Source organism: Bradyrhizobium sp. ISRA430, assembly GCF_029909975.1.
Taxonomy (GTDB): Bacteria; Pseudomonadota; Alphaproteobacteria; order Rhizobiales; family Xanthobacteraceae; genus Bradyrhizobium.
Map to the genome: position 1 here is coordinate 4767521 of NZ_CP094516.1, position 13500 is coordinate 4781020.

The 13500-nt window shown below is 64.2% G+C and carries 16 protein-coding genes and 1 pseudogene; 12 read left to right on the forward strand and 5 right to left on the reverse strand.

What is annotated here, in order from left to right:
• The first annotated feature begins 106 nt into the window (after window positions 1–106).
• From MTX21_RS22705 to MTX21_RS22730, 6 genes are all read left to right on the forward strand, one after another.
• Window positions 107–565, forward strand: a complete 459-nt coding sequence (locus MTX21_RS22705; RefSeq protein ID WP_280966900.1) for a DUF3237 domain-containing protein — start codon at window positions 107–109, stop codon at window positions 563–565.
• A 427-nt stretch (window positions 566–992) separates the two neighbouring features.
• The gene (locus MTX21_RS22710; protein WP_280966901.1) at window positions 993–1802 is read left to right on the forward strand and encodes a crotonase/enoyl-CoA hydratase family protein; all 810 of its coding nucleotides are present in this window, start codon (window positions 993–995) and stop codon (window positions 1800–1802) included.
• Complete coding sequence (locus MTX21_RS22715; protein ID WP_280966902.1) at window positions 1799–3682, forward strand: feruloyl-CoA synthase; 1884 nt, start codon at window positions 1799–1801, stop codon at window positions 3680–3682. Before MTX21_RS22710 ends, MTX21_RS22715 begins: the two co-directional genes overlap by 4 nt.
• 234 nt (window positions 3683–3916) lie before the next feature.
• Window positions 3917–4678: an SDR family NAD(P)-dependent oxidoreductase gene (locus MTX21_RS22720; RefSeq protein ID WP_280966903.1), complete on the forward strand. Its 762-nt coding sequence runs from the start codon at window positions 3917–3919 to the stop codon at window positions 4676–4678.
• A 24-nt stretch (window positions 4679–4702) separates the two neighbouring features.
• Window positions 4703–5122, forward strand: coding sequence for a thioesterase family protein (locus tag MTX21_RS22725; RefSeq protein WP_280966904.1), 420 nt, complete (start codon window positions 4703–4705; stop codon window positions 5120–5122).
• 78 nt (window positions 5123–5200) lie between these two features.
• Entirely contained in the window at window positions 5201–6343 is a 1143-nt protein-coding gene (locus MTX21_RS22730; protein ID WP_280966905.1) for an ABC transporter substrate-binding protein, read from the forward strand.
• 75 nt (window positions 6344–6418) lie between these two features.
• Here the strand turns inward: MTX21_RS22730 and MTX21_RS22735 are convergent, their stop codons facing one another.
• Window positions 6419–7147, reverse strand: a complete 729-nt coding sequence (locus tag MTX21_RS22735; RefSeq protein WP_280966906.1) for a glutathione S-transferase family protein — start codon at window positions 7145–7147, stop codon at window positions 6419–6421.
• 37 nt (window positions 7148–7184) lie between these two features.
• Entirely contained in the window at window positions 7185–7460 is a 276-nt protein-coding gene (locus MTX21_RS22740; protein WP_280966907.1) for a hypothetical protein, read from the reverse strand.
• A 124-nt stretch (window positions 7461–7584) separates the two neighbouring features.
• Here MTX21_RS22740 and MTX21_RS22745 point away from each other — a divergent pair, with 124 nt between their 5' ends.
• Both MTX21_RS22745 and MTX21_RS22750 read left to right on the forward strand, forming a co-directional pair.
• Window positions 7585–8283: a YafY family protein gene (locus MTX21_RS22745; RefSeq protein WP_279373205.1), complete on the forward strand. Its 699-nt coding sequence runs from the start codon at window positions 7585–7587 to the stop codon at window positions 8281–8283.
• Window positions 8283–8612: a YkgJ family cysteine cluster protein gene (locus MTX21_RS22750; RefSeq protein ID WP_280966908.1), complete on the forward strand. Its 330-nt coding sequence runs from the start codon at window positions 8283–8285 to the stop codon at window positions 8610–8612. The genes MTX21_RS22745 and MTX21_RS22750 overlap by 1 nt, the downstream gene beginning before the upstream one ends.
• Here MTX21_RS22750 and MTX21_RS22755 read toward each other — a convergent pair.
• The 3 genes from MTX21_RS22755 to MTX21_RS22765 form a co-directional block, all read right to left on the reverse strand.
• Window positions 8609–9010, reverse strand: a complete 402-nt coding sequence (locus tag MTX21_RS22755) for a hypothetical protein (protein ID WP_280966909.1) — start codon at window positions 9008–9010, stop codon at window positions 8609–8611. The genes MTX21_RS22750 and MTX21_RS22755 overlap by 4 nt on opposite strands.
• Window positions 9011–9305: 295 nt before the next feature.
• Window positions 9306–9653, reverse strand: a complete 348-nt coding sequence (locus MTX21_RS22760; protein WP_280971140.1) for a DUF3307 domain-containing protein — start codon at window positions 9651–9653, stop codon at window positions 9306–9308.
• A 260-nt stretch (window positions 9654–9913) separates the two neighbouring features.
• Window positions 9914–10198 (reverse strand): hypothetical protein, encoded by a 285-nt coding sequence (locus MTX21_RS22765; protein ID WP_280966910.1) that lies wholly within the window; start codon window positions 10196–10198, stop codon window positions 9914–9916.
• Between MTX21_RS22765 and MTX21_RS22770 the strand changes: the two are divergent.
• The 4 genes and pseudogenes from MTX21_RS22770 to MTX21_RS22785 form a co-directional block, all read left to right on the forward strand.
• Window positions 10143–10775, forward strand: a pseudogene (locus tag MTX21_RS22770) (C4-dicarboxylate ABC transporter substrate-binding protein); the annotation flags it as partial. The gene MTX21_RS22765 and the pseudogene MTX21_RS22770 sit on opposite strands and share 56 nt — an antisense overlap.
• Window positions 10776–10899: 124 nt before the next feature.
• Window positions 10900–11118 carry a hypothetical protein gene (locus MTX21_RS22775; RefSeq protein ID WP_280966912.1) on the forward strand — a complete coding sequence of 73 codons (219 nt, stop codon included), beginning with the start codon at window positions 10900–10902 and terminating at the stop codon, window positions 11116–11118.
• A 198-nt stretch (window positions 11119–11316) separates the two neighbouring features.
• Window positions 11317–12426: a cyclic nucleotide-gated ion channel gene (locus MTX21_RS22780; protein ID WP_280966913.1), complete on the forward strand. Its 1110-nt coding sequence runs from the start codon at window positions 11317–11319 to the stop codon at window positions 12424–12426.
• Between the two features lie 12 nt (window positions 12427–12438).
• Entirely contained in the window at window positions 12439–13224 is a 786-nt protein-coding gene (locus MTX21_RS22785) for an enoyl-CoA hydratase/isomerase family protein (protein WP_280966914.1), read from the forward strand.
• Window positions 13225–13500 lie beyond the last annotated feature (276 nt).

Consider the following 13500-nt stretch of genomic DNA (forward strand, 5'->3'; position numbering starts at 1 on the left):
AGCTTCTCCCCTGACCTGTCTCGGCCTCAAAAGCCAGTAGCGCAACAGGCCCACAAGGGGAGAGGGTCAGGCGGCGCGTCGTCGGCACGACACAGGAGCTGACCCGATGACCCTCACCCTCGAAACAAGATACGTCTTCACCATCACCGCGCGCATCGGTGACGTCATCACCGCCGGCGAGACCGGGATCGGCGTTCGCCGCATCATTCCGATCATCGGCGGCGAGGTGCAAGGCACGGTCACCGGCAAGGTGCTGCCTTACGGCGCCGATTTCCAGACCATCCGCCCCAACGAACTGATCGATCTCGAAGCCAGATACGCCTTCGAGACCGACGACGGCGCCACTGTCTACGTTGAGAACAAGGGCATGCGCTTCGGCCCGATCGAGCTCCTGCAGAAGCTCAAACGGGGCGAGCCCGTCGATCCGAAACTGATCTATTTCCGCACCGTGCCGAAGTTCGAGACGGGGCACGAGAAGTACCGTTGGCTGATGCAGCACATCTTCGTCGCCTCCGCCGCACGCCATGCGGACCGGGTGGTGATCGACGTGCATCAGGTGATGTGAGCCGAACAGACGTCATTGCGAGCGAAGCGAAGCAATCCAGACTGTCTGCGCGGATACATTCCTGGAGTGCTTCGCTTCGCTCGCAATGACGAAAAATGGGGTAGTGTCGGCGCCCTAAACTCGGCTCGTCGTCCCGGGGCGCGACGAAGTCGCGAGCCCGGGATCCATAGCCACAGGAAGGGGTTTGGCGACGACCCGTAACCCCGATCTCGCGCCACATCGCTCCCTGAGGTTGATGGTGCGGAACGGCCTTCGCAGGGGTGACGAGCGGAGGTTGGCCGCAAAGGAAGCGCATCCCTAACGTGTCAGTCGCAAAAATCGGCCAAGCACCTCGATGGCCCGCTAGGAACCGCATCCTGACCTATCCGCCCCGCCTTGACTCCCCCGGAATTCGTTATACAACATAACTATTCTGACAAGGACGCAAATGACACAGGGAAACGCCGAAGCCGCCAGCGCGGGTGCCGCCGGGCTGCTCAAGATCGAGAGGGCGGACAGGGTTTTGACCGTGGGTCTGAACCGGCCGGCCAAGCGCAATGCGCTGAACGACGGCATCATTCTGGAAATCGGCGACTGCTTCGCGACGCTGCCCGAGGATATCGGCGCGGTCGTCATCCACGGCATCGGCGACCATTTCTCCTCCGGCCTCGACCTCTCCGAATTGACCGACCACGACGCCACCGGCGGGCTCCTGCATTCGCAGATGTGGCACCGGGTGTTCGATCGCATCCAGTACAGCCGCGTGCCGGTCATCGCCGCGCTGAAAGGCGCCGTGATCGGCGGCGGGCTGGAGCTGGCCTGTGCCGCGCATATCCGCGTCGCCGAGCCCTCGACCTATTTCGCGCTGCCGGAGGGGCAGCGCGGCATCTTCGTCGGCGGCGGCGGATCGGTGCGGCTGCCGCGACTGATCGGAGTGGCGCGGATGATGGATATGATGCTGACGGGGCGCGTCTATTCGGCGACCGAAGGCGCTTCCTACGGCTTTGCGCAATACGTGACGGAAGCCGGCAATGGACTCGGCAAGGCGCTGGAGCTTGCCACCCGCATTGCCTCCAATGCGCCGCTGACGAATTTTGCCGTGCTCCAGGCGCTGCCGATGATCGCAGAAGCCAATCCGCAGACCGGCCTGTTGATGGAATCGCTGATGGCGACGGTGGCGCAGAGCGACAAGGAGGCAAAGCGCAGGATCCGCGAGTTCCTCGAGCACAAGACCGCCAAGGTGAAGCCGAAGTCATGAGCGCGCAGCCGTCCTCTTCCACCACGGAGCGCGGCGTGAGCACATTCCCGCTGCGGCCGATCTCGTTCGGCGATCCCGCCGTCAATATCGAGCGGCGCGAGGACGGCACGATTTACCTCAGGCCGAAGCAGCCGCTCGGCGACTATCCCGTCCGCATCACCGACCGCCTGCATCATTGGGCAAAGACCACGCCCGACCGCATCTTCATGGCGGAGCGCGAAGGCGGACGCGGCTGGCGCAAGATCACCTATGCCGAGCTGCTCACGGCGAGCCGGCACATCGCCTCGGCCCTGATCCAGCGTGGCCTGTCGGCGGACAAGCCGGTCGTGATTCTCTCCGGCAATTCGATCGATCATGCCCTGCTCGCGTTCGGCGCGTTCTACGCCGGCATTCCGTTCTGCCCGGTGTCGCCGGCCTATTCGCTGGTGTCGAAGGACTACGGCAAGCTGTCCTATCTGATGCAGCTCCTGACGCCCGGACTCGTCTTCGCCGAGGACGCCGACAAGTTCGCGGATGCGCTTCTTGCCAACGTCTCGCTCGGAACCGAGATCGCCGCATCCTACGGCACCGTGGCCGGACGCGACGTCACGCGGCTCGCCGATCTCATCGCGACACCGATCCATCCCGCGCTCGACGAGGTGCACGACAAGATCGGCCCGGACACGATCGCAAAATTCCTGCTGACCTCCGGCTCGACCGGCAATCCCAAGGCCGTCATCAACACCCAGCGCATGATCTGCGCCAACCAGGTGATGCTGCGCGAGACGCTCGCCTTCCTCAAGGACGAACCACCCGTCATCATCGACTGGCTGCCCTGGAACCACACTTTCGGCGGCAACCACAATATCGGACTGACGCTCTACAACGGCGGCTCGATGTATCTCGACGCCGGCAAGCCGATGCCCGGCGGCATCGAGGAGACCGTGCGCAATCTCCAGGAGATTTCGCCGACGGTCTATTTCAATGTCCCCAAGGGCTATGAATCGCTGCTGCCCTACTTGCGCGACGACCAGGCCCTGCGCGCAAAATTCTTCGACCGGCTGCACGCGATGTTCTTCTCCGGCGCGGCTCTCTCGCCCTTCGTCTGGAACAGCCTCGACGAGCTCGCGGTCAAGGAGAAGGGCTATCGGGTACCGATGCTGACCGGCTTAGGTGCGACCGAGACCGCACCGTTCTTCATGTCGGTCAATCCGCGCACCAGCCGCTCCGGCCATGTCGGTCTGCCTGTCTCGGGCAATGATGCCAAGCTCGTGCCGAACAACGGCAAGCTGGAAGTCCGCTGTAAGGGCCCGAACGTGATGCCCGGCTACTGGCGCCAGCCGGACGTGACCGCAAAGTCCTTCGACGAGGAAGGCTTTTACAAGCTCGGCGATGCGCTGAAGCCTGCCGACCCCGATGATCTCAATGCCGGCTTCGATTTCGACGGCCGTGTCAGCGAGGATTTCAAGCTCGCGAGCGGCACGTGGGTCAGCGTCGGCCCGCTTCGCGCCCGCCTCATCGCGGCCTGCGCGCCGCTGGTGCGCGACGTCGTCATCGCCGGGATCAATCGCGACGAGATCTCCGCGCTCGTGGTGCTCGACCTCGACGGCTGCCGCCTGATCAATCCGACGCTGGCGGCCGACGATCTCGTCGTGACCGCGCGAGACCGTCTGGTCCGCGACGCCTTTCGCGAGCGCCTGATCCGTTTCCTCAGTACCGCCACCGGCTCCTCGACACGAATTACGCGCGCGATCCTGCTGGACGCGCCGCTGTCGATCGACAAGGGCGAGGTCACGGACAAGGGTTCGATCAACCAGCGCGCGGTGCTCGAACATCGCGCCGCATTGATCGAGGAGCTCTACGCTGCCAATCCATCGGACCGTGTGATATCGGTCGGCTAACAGGACGAGATTTGTCGTGAAACAGTCGGCCCCGGCGTTCCCTTCACCTCGCCCCGCTTGCGGGGAGAGATCGAATTTGCGCAGAAGCGCAAATTCGGGTGAGGGGGACTCTCCGCGTGTCCGTCTTTCACCTCTTTTGCGGAAGCAGCCCCTCACCCCAACCCTCTCCCGTAAGAACGGGGGGAGGGAGCAGATCGATCGATCCGATCGCATTCGAATTCGAAGGAGAACGCCATGTTGTTGAAGGATCAGGCAGTCATCGTCACCGGCGGCGCATCGGGACTTGGTGCTGCCACCGCGCGTAAACTGGCGGCGCAGGGCGCCAAGGTCGCGGTCTGCGATCTCAATGCCAAGCTCGCAGAGACCGTCGCCGCCGAGATCAAGGGCGTCGCGGTCGCCTGCGACGTCTCCGATGCGGCTTCCGCCGAAGCCGCGATCGCGCAGGCCGCTAAGGCGCATGGCCCGGCGCGCGTGCTGGTCAACTGCGCCGGCATCGGCGTTGCAAAGCGCGTCGTCGGCCGCGACGGACCAATGGCGCTCTCCGATTTCGACAAGGTGGTCAAGGTCAACCTGATCGGCACCTTCAACATGCTGCGCCTCGCCGCGACCGAGATGTCCAAGCTCGAGCCGCAGGCCACCGGCGAGCGCGGCGTCATCATCAACACCGCGTCGGTCGCTGCCTATGACGGCCAGATCGGACAGTCGGCCTATTCGGCCTCCAAGGGCGGCATCGTCGGCATGACGCTGCCGATCGCGCGTGAGCTCGCTCAGTTCGGCGTCCGCGTGCTCACCATCGCGCCCGGGCTGTTCCTGACGCCTTTGCTCGCCAACCTGCCGCAGGAGGCCCAGGACTCGCTCGCCGCAGCGATCCCCTTCCCTCGCCGGCTCGGCAGCCCGGACGAATTCGCCGCGCTCGCGCTGCACATGGTGGAAAATCCCTACCTCAACGGCGAAGTGGTGCGCCTCGACGCCTCGCTGCGCATGGCGCCGAAGTAAGAACGGCAATCGTAGGGGCGCGACATGTTCGTGAACCGGCGCGACGTACAGATCCAGTGGGGCGATTGCGACCCCGCTAACATCGTCTATTACCCGCGCTATTTCGGCATGTTCGACGATTCGACCTCGGTCCTGTTCGAGAAGGCCGGCTTCTCGAAGCAGGACCTGGTCCACAAATATGGCCTGGTCGGCATTCCCATGGTCGACACGCGGGCGAAATTCTACATCCCCTCGACCCATGGCGACTGGATCACCATCGAGACCCGGATCGAGAGCATCAAGCGCTCGAGCTTCGAGGTGAAGCACAACGTCTACAAGGGCGAGGCGCTGGCAATCGAAGCCTTCGAGACCCGCGTCCTGGTCGGCCGCGACCCGGCCGACCCGGACAAGCTGAAATCGGCGCCGTTTCCTCCGGAAATGGTGACGAAATTCATCGGGAGCTAAATCGCCACACCATCCAAAGACGGGGCTGAATTAACCCCCGATTTCTGCTTTCAAAGAAACACGTAAAGGGAGGAATAGATGAGACGCTTTTACCTGACCGCCGCGATCGCCGCCGCGACGCTCGCACTGCCGGCGCTGGCGCAGACCAATGAAATCACCATCGGCATCACCACCACCACGACTGGCCCGGGCGCGGCCCTTGGCATTCCCGAGCGCAACGCGCTGGAATTCGTGCCGAAGGAGATCGGCGGCGTGCCGCTGAAGGTGATCGTGCTCGACGACGGCGGCGACCCGACGACGGCGACCACCAACGCTCGCCGCTTCGTCACGGAATCCAAGGCCGACATCATCATGGGTTCGGCTCTGACGCCGCCGACGATCGCCGTCTCCAACGTCGCCAACGAAGCCGGCATTCCGCATTTCGGCCTCGCGCCGTTTCCGATCACGCCGGACCGCATGAAGTGGTCGGTGGCGATGCCGCAGCCGATCCCGATCGTGGGCAAGGTGCTCTACGACCACATGAAGTCCAAGGGCGTGAAGACCGTCGGCTATATCGGCTACTCCGATTCTTACGGTGACCTCTGGTTCAACGACCTGAAGGCGCAGGCCGTGCCGATGGGCGTGACCGTCGTCGACGAGGAGCGCTTCGCGCGTCCCGACACCTCGGTGACCGGGCAGGTCTTGAAGCTCGTCGCTGCCAATCCCGACGCGATCCTGGTCGGCGCCTCCGGCACCGCGGCCGCGCTGCCGCAGACCGAGCTGCGCGAGCGCGGCTATCAGGGGCTGATCTACCAGACCCACGGCGCTGCCAGCATGGACTTCATCCGCATCGCCGGCAAAGCCGCGGAAGGCGTGCTGATGGCCTCGGGCCCGGTGATGGATCCGGAAGACCAGCCGGACGAGGCGCAGACGAAGAAGCCGGGCCTTGCGCTCAACACCGCCTATGAAGCGAAGTACGGCCCGAACAGCCGCAGCCAGTTTGCCGGTCACTCCTACGACGCCTTCGAGCTTCTCAAACGCATCATTCCGGCTGCACTGAAGACGGCCAAGCCGGGCACGCCGGAGTTTCGCGAGGCCATCCGCCAGGCCCTGCTGACGGAGAAGGAACTGGCGGCCAGTCAGGGCGTCTACAACTTCACCGAAAAGGATCGCTACGGCCTCGATGAGCGCTCGCGCATCCTGCTCACGGTGAAGAATGGCAAGTATACGCTGGTCAAGTAAGCACAGCTTTCGGTTCGAGACGATCAGAGCCGGCCCCATGGGCCGGCTCTTTTTTGCGCGGCGTGGCGCCGAGCTTCAGGCAGCCTGAGCAAGCCTGCTCCAGGCAAACTCCGGATAGTACTTGACCATCATCCGGTCGACATAGGCGGTGAGGTTCGGAAACTCCTCGGCCCGCCCGCGCAGCTTGGATTCGAAGAACGGCGTGAGGATTCCGGCGAGCGCGCCGAAGGCGGTCGCATCGACGCCGCACGGCTTGTCGCCCATCAGATAGGACTTGTCGCCGAGCTGCACCGAAAGCGCAAACAGCGAGCGTACGGCGAGATCGACATCGTCATCAGGCGCATGGCGGCCGAGACCGGAGAGCAGATAATTCTCGGCGACCCGAAATTGCGCATCCTCGCGCAGCTTCTCACGGTTGTGCTCCGGCGCGCCGTCGAAGAAGTGCGCAGGCCCCTTGGCGAAATTGACCGGATCGACCCAGCGCGCCCCGACCAGCGCCCAGTAGACGTGATGCTCGATCATCCGCTCGAAGGCCCAGGCCTGCGCGCGCTGCTGCAGGCTGAGGCCGGCGTCGAAATCGAATCCGTATCGGCGTTCGATATGGGCGCGGATGAAGGTGGAATCGGCGACCGCCTCGCCATCATCGTCGATGAAGGGCAACTGCCCCTTGGGCGAGGCGGGCGGCATCGCCCGCTCCTTCCGATACGGCAGCTCCGCCATCTTGAGCTGCACCTCGGTCTTGGTGACGAAAGGGCTGATTTCCGGCAGGCCGAATCCGACACCGAAGCCGTAAAGGGTGATCATGTCTCGCGCTCCTGATCCTCGAAAGATGCGATGGAACCTATCGTCCGGCTGCTGCCACCATGGTGGCAGCAGCCGTGATATCCTTGGTGAAACGAGCCCCCCGCCAGGCCCGGCCCATGAGGTGGCGGACCAACGCGTTCGCGACCTGGACCAGCGAGCGGGTCACAAGGCTCACCAACGCAAGGCGGAAGTCGATGAACATCAGATCGAGTGACATGAGGCGCCCGAACGCCCAAGTAGGCAGCAAGGCGTGCAGCGAGGCCTGTACCCGCCATAACGGGACGGCCGTGCCGAATTGGGTGGGAATGAACATGGACAAATCCTCTTCTGTCGAAGCGTTGTCCCGGTATAGAACTCCCCTGCTGCCAACATCCTGTCAGCAGCCGCGCGCCGTTTTTTGAGCCGCCTGCGATCACGGATTTGCGAAGAGAACTGTCATGAGACGTGCCGACCGGCTGTTTCAGATCATCCAGGTGCTGAGGCGCAGCCGCAAACCGCTCACGGCCGACGCGATCGCGGCCGAGCTCGAGACCTCCAAGCGCACCGTCTATCGCGACATCGCCACGCTGATCGGCCAGCGCGTGCCGATCCGCGGCGAGGCCGGCATGGGCTACATCCTGGAAAAGGGCTTTGACCTGCCACCGTTGATGCTGACACCTGACGAGATCGAGGCGGCGGTGCTCGGGGCGCAATGGGTCGCTGGCCATGCCGACGCGGCACTGGCGCGTGCCGCCGAAGACCTCATGGCCAAGATCGCCGACACTGTGCCCGAACGGCTGCGGCCGTTCGTGCTGGAGCCCGCAAGCCGCGCCCGGCCAAGCTGGAACAGGGAGCCTGACCGCATGGACATGGTGCGCACGCGCACCCAGATCCATGAAGGCAAGAAGATCATGCTGCGCTATCGCGACGAGCAGGGCCGCCCCAGCGAGCGCATGATTTGGCCGATCGCGGTCGGCTATCTCGAAGCGGTCCGCCTGCTCGCGGCCTGGTGCGAGCTGCGCAGCGACTTCCGCAGCTTCCGCACCGATCGCGTCGTGGAGGCGACCTATCTCGACGAGAGATATCCGGAGCGGCGCGACGTGCTGCGCGCGAAATGGCGGCAGAGCCTGGTCTGGGGCCCGCCGAAGGATACGTAATGGCGATTGATGGGACGTTCGCCGTCGACCTGTCGACCTGCTGCCAGGCTTGCGGCGCCTGTTGTGCCTATTCGGCAAACTGGCCGCGCTTCTCGATCGAGAGCGATGATGAACTTGCGCTGATCCCGGAAAAGCTCGTCAACGATCGGCAATCGGGCATGCGCTGCGAGGGCGATCGCTGCGCGGCTTTGCAAGGAGAGATCGGGACGGCGACCGCCTGCGGCATCTATCAGGTGCGGCCGGAGGTCTGCCGCACCTGCATGCCGGGCGACGCCGAATGCGCCATGGCGCGGCGGAAATTCGGACTGCCGGTGATCGCGGTAGTCTAAGCCGGAACGGCCTCGGCGAGGTCGTCGTCGTCGAGCTCGTCCTCAAGTGGCGCGAGCACAGAGAGCGGCTTGGTCGATAGCGTAATCGGCTTGCGACCGCCCGACACGGACAATGTCGATTTGGCCGAGCGCTCGCGCGACAGCGCGTAGAGCGTCGAGCCGACGCGGCCGCCGTTATCGACCAGGTCGCGCTCGCTGCAGCTCGCCGCGATCGCGACCGCCAGCGAATGCAGGTGGCTGCGGCGGTAGCAGAACAGCGCCAGCCTCGCGCGGACCTCGGGGGAAACACTCTCAACCAGCCTCGGCAGGCCGCTTTCACTGGCGCGATACATCTCGCCAAGGAGTTCGTCGCGGACCGGGCAGAAATCGCTTTCGTAGGCGTCGCGGCTTGAAAACATTGCAGTTCTCCCTCGACGCCGAAGATGCAGCGCAATTCTCTAATGAAAGGTTAACCACACTGACCGGTAGTTCCGCAGGGTTGTTGCGCCCAGGCCGCGAATCAGGCGCGGGCGGTCCCGTTGCGGCGCATCCTTCGAGACGCCCGCCTTCGGCGGGCTCCTCAGGATGAAGTCTGGGTTTGCGGGAAGATCTTTGACCCTCATGGTGAGGAGCGCCGCTTGGCTCGTCTCCGGACGATGCTTTGCATCGCCGGGCGAACCATGAGGCCGAGCCCCCATCGGGAGCGCCCCGGCGTCAGTTGGCGGCCATGAAGATGGAGAGACCGAAACCGGTGAGGTGGTGCAGCGCCTGGTCGACGCCGATCAGGGTCCAGAACCAGGGGTGCTCCTGGTTGACGCCGAAATTGGCCGAGACAAGACCCTTGGCCCGGTCGACCGTAATGTGAATCGCGAAATCGATCAGCGCCACGAACCAGAATCGTGGCGCCACGATCAGGATCAGCGGCAGCGCAACCGCAAGGTGAATCAGGCAGTGCACCAGCAGCGGCAGACCCCAGCCGTGCTTCTGGTCCTTGCCGTGCGCCATCCAAGCGGTTTGCAGCACGAAATCGGCGATGATGTGCTTGAAGGTAAGCAGCATCATCCAGCCAATGAGCGCTTCAACCGGAACCGCCGATGACATGGGTGGAAACGACAAAGCTGACGCCCTCATTGACGTGGGAAGCAAAAATGGAGCGTTCAGCGCAACTTCTTCTTGGACCCGGCCAAATCTCCGGGATCGATCTTTTATGACATTTCCCGCGGCGGAATGCATCCGGGGGGAACTCGAAAATCGCCAACTGTGGCCGAACGGCGATAGGACGACCAATCGACGCGGACGCGCCAAGTCAGGTTACCTTCGGCTCAAAATTTGCATTCTCCTGCCAGGAAGCTATCATCCCCAGGTAGAGAATATCGTTCTTTTTTCAGGCATGTACGAATTTTCAGGCGCGCGCAGCCGGCAAATCCGCCGCCCGCCACCCAGCGTAAGGCCAGAGTGCTGCCCTGAGTACTGTAGGCCCGACGGCACCCACCGAGCAGCAGCCGCCGCGGCGCCCCAAGGTGATCAAGACCAATCAGCAGCAGGTCCTTCGATACGATCGGGCTCGAATGGCTTCTGGTCGCACAGTCCAGGATGTCCGTGACCACGGCCGGCGACCTCGCGCGCATCATCTACGAGAACAAGTCTGCGCTCGGGCTCGATAGCGGCTTTGCCACGCGCATCGAGCCGGCCTCCACCGAGAAGGACGCCCTCGTGATGGCGCATCAGGGCGCGGCCGACTACATCAACGACGACACCAAGTCGTTCATGGATAAGTACAGCGACATGATGTACCTGGGCGCTGCCGCGCTCAGCGTCATCGGCTCTATCTTCGCCGCGATCTACGCCAAGATCACCCGGATCGCACCGGAGAAGGCCAGCGAGCTGTCCACCGCGATCCTCGACATCGGCGAGCGCATCGAGCAGGCCCATTCGTTGGATCAGCTCGAATGTCTTCAGGACGAGCTCGAGGGCATTCTGCGCGGCGCGATCATCGGGCTCCGGGACGGCACGATCAGTACCGATGGACTCGACACGTTCAAGCTCGGCTATGAATTCGTCCGCGACGAGATAGGTATGCGCCGCGACTACCTGAAGCGCCATGCCGCCGAGGTGGAGAAGGACGCCCCCGCGCCGCACGACGACACCAATGTCGTGGTGGTGAAGACCGCACAGAGCGCCTGATCTCGCAGGCGCAGCAACCGAGCTCGAAGACGACCCGGCATTTCGCCTGGATCAGCGTTCGGAACCCCGGGAACCCTCCCGATCCGCAACCGTTGGGGTGCCGAATACAACCGGAGAACGCGGCATGCGTACACTCCTCGTCATCCTCCTCCTGGGAATGCTGGCGGCGGTTGGCTATTTCGCCTATTCCGCGATGGCGGTCGAGGGAGACCCGATCCCGACGGAAGGCTACGTGGCGCTCGCCCTGGGCGCAGGGTTCTCCGTGATCGTCGGCGTCGGCCTGATGGTCCTGCTGTTCTTCAGCAGCCGCCGCGGCTACGACGAGCCGCCGCATTTCAAGTAGTGGCCGGTCTGCCTGTCACCTCCCCGGCATGGCGGATCGAGACCGGCCGGTGACGCCGCCCGATCGGCTTCCTTTTGACGCCGCCGGTCAAACTGTCCTTGCCCGTCGTTGACGCCCCCCGCCCGCACGGGCACTTTGGCGCCGACGTCCCAACCGGGACCTCCAAATCCTATCCCCAGACCCGGGCCGCCTCCCCGCATGTGCAAATCCTTGATCCCCGCTCTGGCGCAGTTCGTAGCCGCCACGGCCGGCCGCAACATGACCAAGGCGGCGTATGGCGCGGTGATCCTCGGTGTCGCGGCCATGGTGCTGCTGACGGTCAACCCGGCCTATGAGGCGGCGTACCGCTGGCTCGATGGCCTGCTGTGGGCCTGCCTTCTCTACTTCGTGTTCGAATGGGTGGTCCGGCTGCGCCACATGGCGCGGCAACGGCGTCTTTCGCTCTACATGTCCACCTCCGCAGGGCTGGTCGACGCGATCGGGGCGCTGGCCGTCCCGACAGCACTGATCTTGGGCATCGAACCCAGAACGGCCTGGCTGCTCAGCGTGCTCTGGGTCATGAAGGTGGTGCCGGGCATTCCCGGCCTGCGGCAGCTTCGCCGCGTGCTGGTGCTGGAATCGGGCCCACTGATCAGCGTGCTCGTGATCTTCCTGATGGTGGTCTTCCTCGCCTCGGTCGCCGAATATTTCCTGGAGCGGGACGTGCAGCCGCAGACCTTCGGCAGCGTCCCGGCCGCGCTGTGGTGGGCGGTGGTGACCCTGACGACCACGGGCTATGGCGATGTCGTGCCGGTGACGCCGCTCGGCCGCATGGTGGCGGCGCTGGTGATGATCTCCGGCCTCGGCGTGTTCGGGCTCTGGACCGGTATTTTGGCGACCGGATTCGCCGCCGAGACCCGGCGCGACAATTTCCTGAAGACCTGGGAGTCCGTCAGCAAGGTGCCGTTCTTCGCCGCCCTCGGCCCCGCAGCGATCGCCGACGTCACCCACATGCTGCGCACCATGGAGCTGCCGGCCCGCACCATGATCATCCGGAAGGGCCAGCAGGGCGACTGCATGTATTTCATTGCGGCCGGCGAGGTCGAGGTCGATCTGCCTGGCAAGAAGGTGCAGCTCGGCGAGGGCGCCTTCTTCGGCGAGATGGCGCTGCTCGGCAACAATGTGCGCGGCGCCAACGTCGCGACCACGAAAGTATCGCGGCTCCTGGTGCTCGACCTCGTCGACTTCCGCGTGCTGATGGCGCGTCATCCGGATCTCGCCGAGACCATCGATGCGGAAGCCAAGCGCCGCGCGCTCGAGAACAAATAAACGGAGACAAGAATGTCGGAGACAGCCGACGCGGCCAGCAGCCCCGTGCTCGAAATCACCGGCGCGCGCGCCACCATCCGCCTCAACCGCCCGAAGCATCTCAACCGGCTCCAGGCCGAAGATCTCGGCGAGCTCATGAAGCTGTTCGACCGGATCGAGGCGGATCCCGCAATCCGCGTGCTGGTGCTCACCGGCACGGGGCGCGCCTTCTCCGCGGGCTACGACCTCAACTCGGTGGCCGAGCGCGCGGTGAGCGCCAAGGAGCAGCAGAGTGCCGGCTCGGCGTTCGAGGTGGTCGTCAACCGGCTGGAGGATCTCGGCGTGCCGACGATCTGCCGGCTCAACGGCGGCGTCTATGGCGGCGCGACCGACCTCGCGCTCGCCTGCGATTTCCGCATCGGCGTCGATACCGCCGAGATGTTCATGCCCGCGGCGCGGCTCGGGCTGCACTACTACAAGAGCGGCATCAAGCGCTACGTGACGCGTCTCGGCGTCGACAACGCCAAAAGACTATTCCTGACCGCGCAGAAGATCAGTGCGCCGGAGATGCTGCGGATCGGCTATCTCACCGACATGGTGCCGGAGGAATCGCTCGACGAGGAGATCGACAAGTTAGCTGCGATCCTGGCCGGCAACGCGCCGAACGCGATGCGCGGCATGAAGCGCGCCATCAACGAATTCGCCCGCGGCGAGCTCAATGAGGCCGCCGCCGACCAGCGCCATCGCGACAGCATGCGCGGCGACGAGATCAAGGAAGGCATCAAGGCGTTCGCGGAAAAGCGGCCGCCGCGGTTTTGAGAAGCGCAAGTCTGGATTGGCAGATTGGCGGTTGGGGATCGGGTGAGCGAGCCCCATATTCGCTCGTCGTCCCGGCGAAGGCCGGGACCCATAACCACAGGAAGCGGTTGTGGCGCGAGATCGTGGTTACCAATCTTCGCCAAGCCAAATCTTGTGGTTATGGGTCCCGGGCTCGCGCTTCGCGCGCCCCGGGACGACGAGTCGGATTTGAGGCGCCACCTTCAGCGAACATTTTTACCCTCCGCAACCGACGAAACAGTCCTGAAACACGATTCT

Excerpts from the sequence above, each read along its gene's own strand:
- MTX21_RS22720 (WP_280966903.1), top strand. The coding sequence starts at position 3,917 with ATGTTGTTGAAGGATCAGGCAGTCATCGTCACCGGCGGCGCATCGGGA.
- MTX21_RS22760 (WP_280971140.1), bottom strand. The coding sequence starts at position 9,653 with ATGATGCTGCTTACCTTCAAGCACATCATCGCCGATTTCGTGCTGCAA.
- MTX21_RS22775 (WP_280966912.1), top strand. The coding sequence starts at position 10,900 with ATGCGTACACTCCTCGTCATCCTCCTCCTGGGAATGCTGGCGGCGGTT.
- MTX21_RS22715 (WP_280966902.1), top strand. The coding sequence starts at position 1,799 with ATGAGCGCGCAGCCGTCCTCTTCCACCACGGAGCGCGGCGTGAGCACA.
- MTX21_RS22730 (WP_280966905.1), top strand. The coding sequence starts at position 5,201 with ATGAGACGCTTTTACCTGACCGCCGCGATCGCCGCCGCGACGCTCGCA.
- MTX21_RS22780 (WP_280966913.1), top strand. The coding sequence starts at position 11,317 with ATGTGCAAATCCTTGATCCCCGCTCTGGCGCAGTTCGTAGCCGCCACG.
- MTX21_RS22725 (WP_280966904.1), top strand. The coding sequence starts at position 4,703 with ATGTTCGTGAACCGGCGCGACGTACAGATCCAGTGGGGCGATTGCGAC.
- MTX21_RS22735 (WP_280966906.1), bottom strand. The coding sequence starts at position 7,147 with ATGATCACCCTTTACGGCTTCGGTGTCGGATTCGGCCTGCCGGAAATC.
- MTX21_RS22750 (WP_280966908.1), top strand. The coding sequence starts at position 8,283 with ATGGCGATTGATGGGACGTTCGCCGTCGACCTGTCGACCTGCTGCCAG.
- MTX21_RS22755 (WP_280966909.1), bottom strand. The coding sequence starts at position 9,010 with ATGTTTTCAAGCCGCGACGCCTACGAAAGCGATTTCTGCCCGGTCCGC.
- MTX21_RS22705 (WP_280966900.1), top strand. The coding sequence starts at position 107 with ATGACCCTCACCCTCGAAACAAGATACGTCTTCACCATCACCGCGCGC.
- MTX21_RS22710 (WP_280966901.1), top strand. The coding sequence starts at position 993 with ATGACACAGGGAAACGCCGAAGCCGCCAGCGCGGGTGCCGCCGGGCTG.
- MTX21_RS22740 (WP_280966907.1), bottom strand. The coding sequence starts at position 7,460 with ATGTTCATTCCCACCCAATTCGGCACGGCCGTCCCGTTATGGCGGGTA.
- MTX21_RS22785 (WP_280966914.1), top strand. The coding sequence starts at position 12,439 with ATGTCGGAGACAGCCGACGCGGCCAGCAGCCCCGTGCTCGAAATCACC.
- MTX21_RS22745 (WP_279373205.1), top strand. The coding sequence starts at position 7,585 with ATGAGACGTGCCGACCGGCTGTTTCAGATCATCCAGGTGCTGAGGCGC.